Source organism: Streptomyces africanus (assembly GCF_002150735.1).
GTDB classification, from domain to species: Bacteria; Actinomycetota; Actinomycetes; order Streptomycetales; family Streptomycetaceae; genus Streptomyces; species Streptomyces africanus.
In genome coordinates this window covers 1-8,893 of record NZ_MUKA01000426.1, presented here as the reverse complement: position 1 = coordinate 8,893, position 8,893 = coordinate 1, and the positions used below count along the sequence as shown (strand labels likewise).

General features: G+C 72.3%; 6 protein-coding genes. 4 read left to right on the top strand and 2 right to left on the bottom strand.

The genetic code is table 11. From position 1 onward, the window contains the following. Positions 1-86: 86 nt before the first annotated feature. Entirely contained in the window at positions 87-2,456 is a 2,370-nt protein-coding gene (locus CCL05_RS38530; RefSeq protein WP_086565266.1) for a bifunctional SulP family inorganic anion transporter/carbonic anhydrase, read from the bottom strand. Between the two features lie 294 nt (positions 2,457-2,750). Here CCL05_RS38530 and CCL05_RS38525 point away from each other — a divergent pair, with 294 nt between their 5' ends. Beyond that, a complete protein-coding gene (locus CCL05_RS38525) occupies positions 2,751-4,013 on the top strand; it encodes a polysaccharide deacetylase family protein (RefSeq protein WP_086565265.1) in 1,263 nt (420 codons plus the stop codon). 64 nt (positions 4,014-4,077) lie between these two features. Continuing rightward, positions 4,078-4,902: a Fic family protein gene (locus CCL05_RS38520; RefSeq protein ID WP_086565264.1), complete on the top strand. Its 825-nt coding sequence runs from the start codon at positions 4,078-4,080 to the stop codon at positions 4,900-4,902. 338 nt (positions 4,903-5,240) lie between these two features. Here the strand turns inward: CCL05_RS38520 and CCL05_RS38515 are convergent, their stop codons facing one another. Further along, positions 5,241-6,074 carry an HAD family hydrolase gene (locus CCL05_RS38515; RefSeq protein WP_086565263.1) on the bottom strand — a complete coding sequence of 278 codons (834 nt, stop codon included), beginning with the start codon at positions 6,072-6,074 and terminating at the stop codon, positions 5,241-5,243. Positions 6,075-6,646: 572 nt separating this feature from the next. On the opposite strand from CCL05_RS38515, the gene ssd reads away from it, so the two are divergent. Together ssd and CCL05_RS38505 are read left to right on the top strand one after the other, a co-directional pair. Continuing rightward, entirely contained in the window at positions 6,647-7,759 is a 1,113-nt protein-coding gene (gene ssd / locus CCL05_RS38510; RefSeq protein WP_086565262.1) for a septum site-determining protein Ssd, read from the top strand. Then, positions 7,756-8,893: TadA family conjugal transfer-associated ATPase (locus CCL05_RS38505; RefSeq protein WP_086565261.1), on the top strand; the 1,138-nt coding region annotated here is incomplete at its 3' end. The genes ssd and CCL05_RS38505, both read left to right, overlap by 4 nt.

Below are 8,893 nucleotides of genomic sequence, written 5' to 3'. Positions count from 1 at the left end.
GGCCGTGGGGTGTGCGGCCCGGAGGCCGTCGGGGCCGTCGGGCCGCCTGGGGCCGTCCGGGCCGCACACCCGTGCGCGAGCCGGGCTCAGGCCGTCAGGTCCGCCTCGCGTACGCGGTCGAAGACGCTGCCGTCGTCCGTCTCGGTGAGCAGGTAGGCCTCGGCCTCGCCCACGTGGAAGTACATCCCGTGCAGCTCCAGGGAGCCCTTGGCGAGGGCCCGGGCCACCGAGTCGTGGGCGCGCAGATGCTCCAGCTGCTGGACCACGTTGGTCAGGCAGAGCTGCTCGACCGCGTCCGCGGGAGACCGCCCGGCCAGCCTGCCCCACGGCCCGCTGTCGTCGGCCATGCGCTCCAGGCTCGGCAGCCCGTGCCGAAGCCACCGCTTCAGCGGTGTCCGGGCGCCGCCGGGCTCGGAGTTGAGCAGTGCCTGCATGGCGCCGCAGCCCGAGTGCCCGCACACCGTGATGGAGCGCACTTGGAGCACGTCCACGGCGTACTCGATCGCGGCCGCCACCGAGTCGTCGCCGCTCTCCTCGCCCGGCCGTGGGACGAGGTTGCCCACGTTGCGCACGACGAACAGGTCGCCCGGACCACTGGAGGTGATCATCGATGTGACCAGCCGCGAGTCGGCGCAGGTCAGGAAGAGCTGCGAAGGACGCTGCCCCTCACGCGCCAGCCGGGCCAGCTCGCTGCGCACCAGGGGTGCGGTGTTGCGCTGGAACGCGCTGATGCCACGCGCCAGTTCGTGCCCACTGCCTCCGCCGGTGCCCTTCGGGCCCGGGGTGGTGCGGTCCGTCCCGTCCGGAACGTTCAGGGAAGGGGAAGCAACCTGGGAGCGGTCGCACTGGTGGTTGCGCCAGGGCGTCCAGGGCCGGCATCGGCAGCCGGTGGAGGCCTGGGGCTCGGAGATGCGGATGCCGGGGTGCCGGCCGGTGATCTCGACTGTGCCGCCCTGTGCGGTGTGTGTCTTCTGCCAGTCCTGCAGCGTCTCGTACGCCGCGTGGTCCATGAACGACCCGTCCAGCTCGACGACGGTGTCGGCTCCGTGCGGTACGAGATGCAGGGCCCGGCTGAGCCGGGGCACCGCGAGGAACGTCAACTGTCCTCTGACATGTACGTGATGGACTCCTTCCCTCTCTTCGTGCGTGATACGGGTGCGGGTGAGGCGGTGCAGGGCGACGCCGACGGCGGTGGCGATGCCCAGGGCGACGCCCTCCAGGACGCCGAGGGACACGACGCCGAGGGTCGTGACGGCGTACACCCACACTTCGCGGTGGCGCGTCACCGTGCGGATGTGGTGCAGGGACACCATCTGGATGCCGACGGCCATCACCAGGGCGGCGAGCGAGGCGAGCGGGATGAGCTCCAGGATCGGGACCATCAGCAGCGCGGCGATCACTACGAGAACGCCGTGCAGCATCGTGGAGTTCCGGCTCACCGCGCCCGCGTGCACATTCGCCGAAGTCCGCACGGCCACGCCCGCGATGGGCAGTCCGCCGAGCGAGCCGGAGACGATGTTGGCGGCGCCCTGCCCGAGCAGTTCGCGGTCGAGGTCGGAGCGCCGGACGCGGGCGGACAGGCCCGGGCGGCCGGCCACCAGCTTGTCCACGGCGACCGCGCCGAGCAGTGACTGCACGCTGCACACCAGCGTGGTCGTGAGCACCGCGGCGACGATGCCGAGCACGGGGCCCTCGGGCAGTCCGGCCAGGGCGTGGTTGCTCCAGGACGGCAGGTCGACCTTGGGCAGGCGGAGGCCGGCGAGGGCGGCGGCGACGCTGGCTCCGGCGACGGCGACGAGCGCGGCCGGGACCGTGCGCAGCAGGCGTCCGGCCCGGCCGGGCAGTCTCGGCCAGAGCATGAGCAGCGCCAGGGTCAGCACGCTCACCGAGACGGACGCGAGGCGCATGTCCGCCAACTGGGCGGGCAGGGCGCGGAGGTTGTCCGGGACGGAACTCTGCGGTGTGCCGCCGAGCACGATGTGCAGCTGGGCGACGGCGATGGTGACGCCGATCCCGGCGAGCATGCCGTGCACGATGGCGGGACTGACGGCGAGGGCGCCACGGGCCACGCGCAGGCAGCCGAGGCCCAGTTGGGCGAGGCCGGCGAGGACGGTGATGGCGCAGGTCGTCCGCCAGCCGTAGCGCTGGATGAGATCGGCGGTGACGACCGTGAGTCCGGCGGCCGGTCCGCTCACCTGGAGCGGGGAGCCGCCGAGCCGTCCGGCGACGAGCCCGCCCACGGCGGCGGCGACGAGGCCGGCCTGGAGCGGTGCGCCGGTGGCGAGGGCGATGCCCAGGGAAAGGGGCAGGGCGATCAGGAAGACCGCGATCGAGGCCGACACGTCGGCACCCGCGATCCGGAAGCGGCGGGGGCCGTGGGACGGCGGGCTGTGGGGTGGATGAGTGCGCTCGGTCCTGCTCGGATCGTCGGCGCGGGTGGGGGTGCAGGCTGACATGTGTTTCCCGTCTCCTCCGGGGCTGCGCGGTCGAGCGACGGGCTCCCCGCTCGGGGCGGGGGCCGGTCGCGGCCGTGGTCACGGTGTAAATCGGCGGGATGAATCAACGCTCGGTAAACGGATCGTAATGCAAAGTAAAGGGCGGGCATAGACTTTACGGGCAAATGGACGAATAAATCACTCTGAAGGGTGAAGTGGCCATTTGATCGGCTTGTCGTACTAATTCCTTCTCAGCCTCGTGCGAATTTGGCGGCGCTGTCCGCACTCCGAGCGAAGGAAGAAGGTGGGCGGAACATGGCCGCAAGCCACAGGATCGCCGTGGGCTCCGTGATCGCCGCGGTCTGTGCGGTGTCGCTCGCCGGTTGCGGGACCGGCACATCGAGGCACGAGCCCCCGGCCCCGCGCAAGGCGAAGCCGGCCCCGGCGCCGCGGAGCGCGGTCCGGCTGATCGGGGACGGTTCCACCGCCTACACCGGCGCCCAGCCCCACCTGCCCAGGCCCGAGCGGCTGCGGCCCGGCCAGAAGCCCCCGCAGTTCGTCGTCTTCTCCTGGGACGGCGCGGGCGAGGACAGCCAGAAGCTGTTCTCGCACTTCCGCAAGGTCGCCAAGGCGAACGACGCGACCATGACCTACTTCCTGAGCGGCGTGTACCTGCTGCCGGACGAGAAGCGCGACCGGTACCGGCCGCCGCAGCACTCCCCGGGCCGCTCCGACATCGGCTTCAACGACCGCCGCGGTATCGCCGCAACCGTTGAGCAGCTGCGGCTGGCGTGGCTGGAGGGCAACGAGATCGGCACCCACTTCAACGGCCACTTCTGCGGCAGCGGCGGCGGGGTCGGCGAGTGGTCCGTGAAGGACTGGAAGGACGAGATCGCCCAGGCCAAGCAGTTCGTGAAGACCTGGAAGACCAACGCCGGCCTGAAGGACGCGCCCCCGCTGCCCTTCGACTACGACAAGGAGCTCATCGGCGCCCGCACACCCTGCCTGGAGGGCCGGCGGAACTTCGTAAGGGCGGCCCGCGACCTGGGCTTCCGCTATGACACCAGCGGCGTCAACGACCAGGTCTGGCCGAAGAAGAAGAACGGCCTGTGGGACGTGTCCATGCAGCTCGTGCCGTTCCCCGGACACTCCTACGAGCAGCTGAGCATGGATTACAACTTCATGGTCAACCAGTCGGGCACCAGCACCCAGGGCAACCCCGCCAGGCGCGACTTCTGGGGCGAACAGATGCGCTTCGGCCTGCTCAAGGGCTTCTACCGGGCGTACCACGGCAACCGCGCGCCCCTGATCATCGGCAACCACTTCGAGTCCTGGAACGGCGGCACCTACATGCGGGCCGTCCAGAAGGTCATCGAGACGGTGTGCACCAAGGAGGAGGTGCGCTGCGTCTCGTTCCGGCAGCTCGTGGACTGGCTGGACGCCCAGGATCCGACGACGCTGCAGAAGCTGCGCACGCTGAAGGTCGGCGAGGCGCCGAAGCAGGGCTGGGCGTCGTTCCTCGCGGGCCGGCCCGCCCCGGCCCCGAAGGGCGTGCCCGGGGCTCCGGCGGCGAAGTAACGGCCCGAGTGAAGATGGCCACTCCGCCGTGGGGCGGGCTCCCGGGGTGCGTAGGGTCGTACTCATGAGTACAGCAGGCGCGACCGCCGACCCTCTCGCGGCCCTGGGGGCGCTGCCCGGTGTGGCCGAATCCGTGGAGTCCGTACGCAAATCCGTGGACCGGGTCTACGGGCACCGGATCATGCGGCGGCGCAGCAACGCGATCACCTCCGAGGCGGCCCTGCGCGGCGCCCGTGGCTCGGCGGCGCTGGCCGGCGCGGACTGGGCCCTGGAGGAGGTCCGCCGGCGTACGGACTTCAGCGGCGACGACGAGGCGCGCACCGTGGGCGCCGCTCTCCGGCTCACCGCCGAGGCCGGACAGCTGCTGTCCATCTGGCGGCAGTCGCCCCTGCGGGTGCTGGCCCGGCTGCACCTGGTGGCGGCGGCCGACGAGGCCGACCAGGTGGGGCGGCCCCGGCAGGAGGGCGAGGTGGTCGACGAGCCGCTCGTCGGGCTGCCGCTGCCGAGCGCGGCCGAGGCGCACGGCCGGCTGGAGGGGCTGGCCGGACTGATCATCGCGGGCGGCACCGCGCCGGCGCTGGTGACGGCCGCCGTCGTGCACGGCGAGCTCCTCGCGCTGCGTCCATTCACCTCCCACAACGGCCTGGTCGCGCGCACGGCCGAACGCATCGTCCTGATCGGCAGCGGTCTGGACCCGAAGTCGGTCTGCGCGGCCGAGATGGGCCACGCCGAGCTGGGCCGCGCGGCCTACCTGGAAGCCCTCGACGGGTACGTCTCCGGCACCCCGGACGGCATGGCCGCCTGGATCGCCCACTGCGGCAGGGCGGTCGAACTGGGGGCGCGCGAGTCGACGGCGGTGTGCGAGGCGTTGCAGCGCGGAGCGGCGTGACAGCGGGACCGGTCCGGCACAGAAATGCGGCGGTACGAGAACTCGTACCGCCGCTGGCATGAGCATCGGGGTACCAAGCGTCCTCGATATATGCCCATCAGGTCGGGAACTTTGCCCGTCCCTGGTGCGGCTGGCCCGTAATCGACGGGTCGACGTCGCGTGGGTGCCCGATGTTCATGCTCGGTCCGTGGGGCCAAATGCGTAATTAAGGTGATCCTCTCGGATGTCCTTGGTCTCGCGGGCCGTTGAGTCCTTTGTACTCCTGACCCGGAGTAAGCGGAAGTCCAGGCTGCACTTCTTTACTTTTGGGTTCAAATAGGACTTCGGACCGCACCAGGTCAAGCGACGGTCGCCCGGCGCCGGTTCGCGTACCAGACGAGGCCGGCGGTGGCCGCGGCGGCGCCTATCGCGGCCATCGCGACGAGCGCCGGGCGCGGCGGTACGGAGAACCCGGGGAGGCGCTGCTTGAGCCGGACCGGGCGGTGGAAGTCCAGAATCGGCCACCCGCGCGCGAGGGCCTCGCGGCGCAGCGCGCGGTCCGGGTTCACGGCATGGGGGTGGCCGACGGACTCCAGCATCGGCACGTCGGTCGCCGAGTCGCTGTAGGCGTAGCAGCGGCTGAGGTCGTACCCCTCGGACGCGGCCAGCTCCCTGATGGCCTCGGCCTTGGTCGGACCGTAGGCGTAGTACTCCACCTCGCCGGTGAAGCAGCCGTCGTCGCCCACGATCATGCGGGTCGCCACCACCCGGTCCGCGCCGAGCAGCTCGCCGATCGGCTCGACCACCTCCGCGCCCGACGTGGACACGATCACGACGTCACGGCCGGCGGTGTGGTGCTCCTCGATGAGGGAGGCGGCCTCGTCGTAGATGATCGGGTCGATCAGATCGTGCAGCGTCTCGGCGACGATCTCCTTGACCTGCTGCACGTTCCAGCCGCGGCACAGCGCGGACAGGTAGGCGCGCATACGCTCCATCTGGTCGTGGTCGGCGCCGCCGGCCAGGAAGACGAACTGGGCATATGCGGTTCGCAAGACGGCCCTGCGGTTGATCAGGCCGCCTTGGTAGAACGACTTGCTGAACGTGAGCGTGCTCGACTTCGCAATGACCGTCTTGTCCAGGTCAAAGAAGGCCGCTGTGCGGGGCGACAAGTGGTTTTCCACGCCCTTGAGCATAGGGGCAGCCCATTCGGCGTAAGGTGGGGCGCGTGGGTTTGCCTGAGAGGGCTCTCGGGTACACCATGGAAGTCACGGATCGTTCGCGACCGTGCTAACCCGGCCCGACTCCTCCCCCCCCGAGTCGGCCGTGGGGACGACCCCCGCTCTCCCCCCCGGCGGGGGTCGTCGCATGTCCGGATGCGTTTTCTCCTTCTTCGCGCGGCCCGAGAGCCGCTCTGATGCCGCGTCGGCATGGTGTTGTCATGCCCATGATCTGTCACGGCACGTAGTCGTCGGACTGCTCTGTGGAAGTCGCACTGAGGGGCTGCGGGCATCACCGGTATGGGTGACGGCGATATTCACAACCGCCGAGGCGTCCACAGTTTTCCACCAAGATCCACATGATTTCCGGGATCGCTGCACCGTGATTCCAGCGCACCCCGCCCGCGGCGGGTTCATGACCGGCTCCGATTGCCGGTGGCGCTCGGCCGGTTTGTGCCGGCCGTTCAAAGGGAGGCCGCGTCGCCGGTTCTTCCCACGTTTGGGAATCGCGGGCCGCAGGGGCCCTGCGAGTCATGCAGCGAAGGGGGATGGAGACCGTGGCAGGAGCCGTCACACACGATCCGCCGCCGGCCGCCGGAGGGCGGCAGGGCGGACCGCTGATCGTCACCGAGGACACCGAACTCCTCGACGACCTGCTGCGCCTGTGCGCGGCGGCGGGCGCCACACCCGAGGTGCACCACGGCGTGCCCGACCGCAGAGGCGGCTGGGAGACCGCGCCGCTCGTCCTCGTGGGCGACGACGCCGCGCGGCGGGTGCGCGGGGCCGCGCGCCGAAGAGGAGTCGTCCTCGTCGGCCGGGACCAGGACGACTCCGGGGTGTGGCGGCGCGCCGTCGAGATCGGCGCCGAGCACGTCCTGATGCTGCCCGACGGCGAACAGTGGCTCGTCGATCGCATCGCCGACGTGGCCGAGGGCGTCGGACGGCCCGCCCTCACCGTGGGCGTCATCGGCGGCCGGGGCGGGGCCGGAGCGTCCACGCTCGCGTGCGCGCTCGCCGTCACCTCCGCGCGCGAGGGGCTGCGCACACTCCTCGTGGACGCCGATCCGCTCGGCGGCGGACTCGACGTACTCCTCGGCGGCGAGACGGCCGACGGACTGCGCTGGCCCGCCTTCGCCTCCTCACGCGGCCGGGTCGGCGGGGGCGCTCTGGAGGAGTCGCTGCCCGAGCTGCACTCGTTGCGGGTGCTCAGCTGGGACCGCGGCGACCGGATCGCCGTCCCGCCCCAGGCGGTGCGCGCGGTACTCGCCGCGGCCCGGCGCCGGGGCGGCACGGTCGTGGTCGACCTGCCGCGCCGCATCGACGACGGCGTCGCCGAGGTCCTCACCCAACTCGACGTCGGCGTACTGGTGGTGCCCGCAGAGCTGCGCGCCGTCGCTGCCGCCGGACGGGTGGCGTCCGCGGTCGGGATGGTCCTGCGCGATCTGCGGGTGGCCGTCCGCGGGCCGTACCCGCCCGGGCTCGACGACCGAGAGGTGGCCCGGCTGCTCGCACTGCCCCTGGTCGGCGAGGTGCCGGCCGAGCCGCAACTGCTGCGCCCGGACGAGGGCACGGCGCCCCCGGGCGCCGCCCCGCGCGGACCGCTCGCCCGGTTCTGCAAGGAGTTCTGGGAGCGGGCGCTCGTCGAGGCCGGTGCGGCATGAGCACCCTGGCCGGACCGGAGAGCGCGGAACTGCTCGACGGAGTGCGGCGGTGGCTGGCCGAGAGCGGGGCCGAGCCGACCGCCGCGCGCGTGGCACAGGCCCTGCGGGAGCAGGGCAGGGTGCTCGGGGACGCGGAAGTCCTGGGGGCCGCGGCGCAGTTGCGGTCCGAGCTGGTCGGCAGCGGGCCGCTGGAGCCGCTGCTCGCCGACCCGTCGGTGACCGACGTGCTGGTGTCGGCCCCGGACCGGGTCTGGGTGGACCGGGGCGGCGGGCTGGAGCTCACGCCGGTGCGCTTCGCGGACGCGGCGGCCGTACGACGGCTCGCCCAGCGCCTCGCCGCCGTGGCCGGGCGCCGGCTGGACGACGCCCGGCCCTGGGCCGACGCCCGGCTGCCCGACGGGACCCGGCTGCACGCGGTGCTGCCGCCGGTCGCCGTGGGCTGCGCCTGCCTGTCGCTGCGGGTCGTACGGCCGCGCGCCTTCACGCTCGGCGAGCTGGTCGCGGCGGGGACGGTGCCGCCGGGCGGGGACCGCGTGCTGCGCGCGCTCCTCGACGCACGGCTGTCCTTCCTCGTCAGCGGCGGCACGGGCAGCGGCAAGACGACTTTGCTGAGCGCCCTTCTGGGGCTGGTGGGGCCGGACGAGCGGATCGTCCTCGCCGAGGACTCGGCGGAACTGCGGCCGGACCATCCGCACGTGGTGCGACTGGAGAGCAGACCCGCCAACCAGGAGGGCGCGGGCCTCGTCACCCTCGAGGACCTGGTGCGCCAGGCGCTGCGGATGCGGCCCGACCGGCTGGTCGTGGGCGAGGTCCGAGGGCCCGAAGTGGTGCATCTGCTGGCCGCGTTGAACACCGGTCACGAGGGCGGCTGCGGAACCGTGCACGCCAATGCCGCCGCCGACGTGCCGGCCCGGCTGGAGGCCCTGGGTACGGCCGCCGGGCTCGACCGGGCCGCGCTGCACAGCCAGGTGGCGGCCGCCCTCTCCGTGGTGCTGCACCTCGTACGCGACCGGACCGGGCGGCGGCGGATCGCCGAGGTGCATGTGCTGGAGCGGGACCCGTCGGGGCTCGTGAGGACGGTGCCGGCGCTGCGGTGGGGAGCAAAGGCCTTCGTGCGCGAGCGGGGGTGGGAGC

What these genes read in the sequence shown, in the direction of transcription:
- CCL05_RS38525 (WP_086565265.1), top strand. Translation starts at nt 2,751, where the DNA reads ATGGCCGCAAGCCACAGGATCGCCGTGGGCTCCGTGATCGCCGCGGTC.
- ssd (WP_086565262.1), top strand. Translation starts at nt 6,647, where the DNA reads ATGGAGACCGTGGCAGGAGCCGTCACACACGATCCGCCGCCGGCCGCC.
- CCL05_RS38530 (WP_086565266.1), bottom strand. Translation starts at nt 2,456, where the DNA reads ATGTCAGCCTGCACCCCCACCCGCGCCGACGATCCGAGCAGGACCGAG.
- CCL05_RS38520 (WP_086565264.1), top strand. Translation starts at nt 4,078, where the DNA reads ATGAGTACAGCAGGCGCGACCGCCGACCCTCTCGCGGCCCTGGGGGCG.
- CCL05_RS38515 (WP_086565263.1), bottom strand. Translation starts at nt 6,074, where the DNA reads ATGCTCAAGGGCGTGGAAAACCACTTGTCGCCCCGCACAGCGGCCTTC.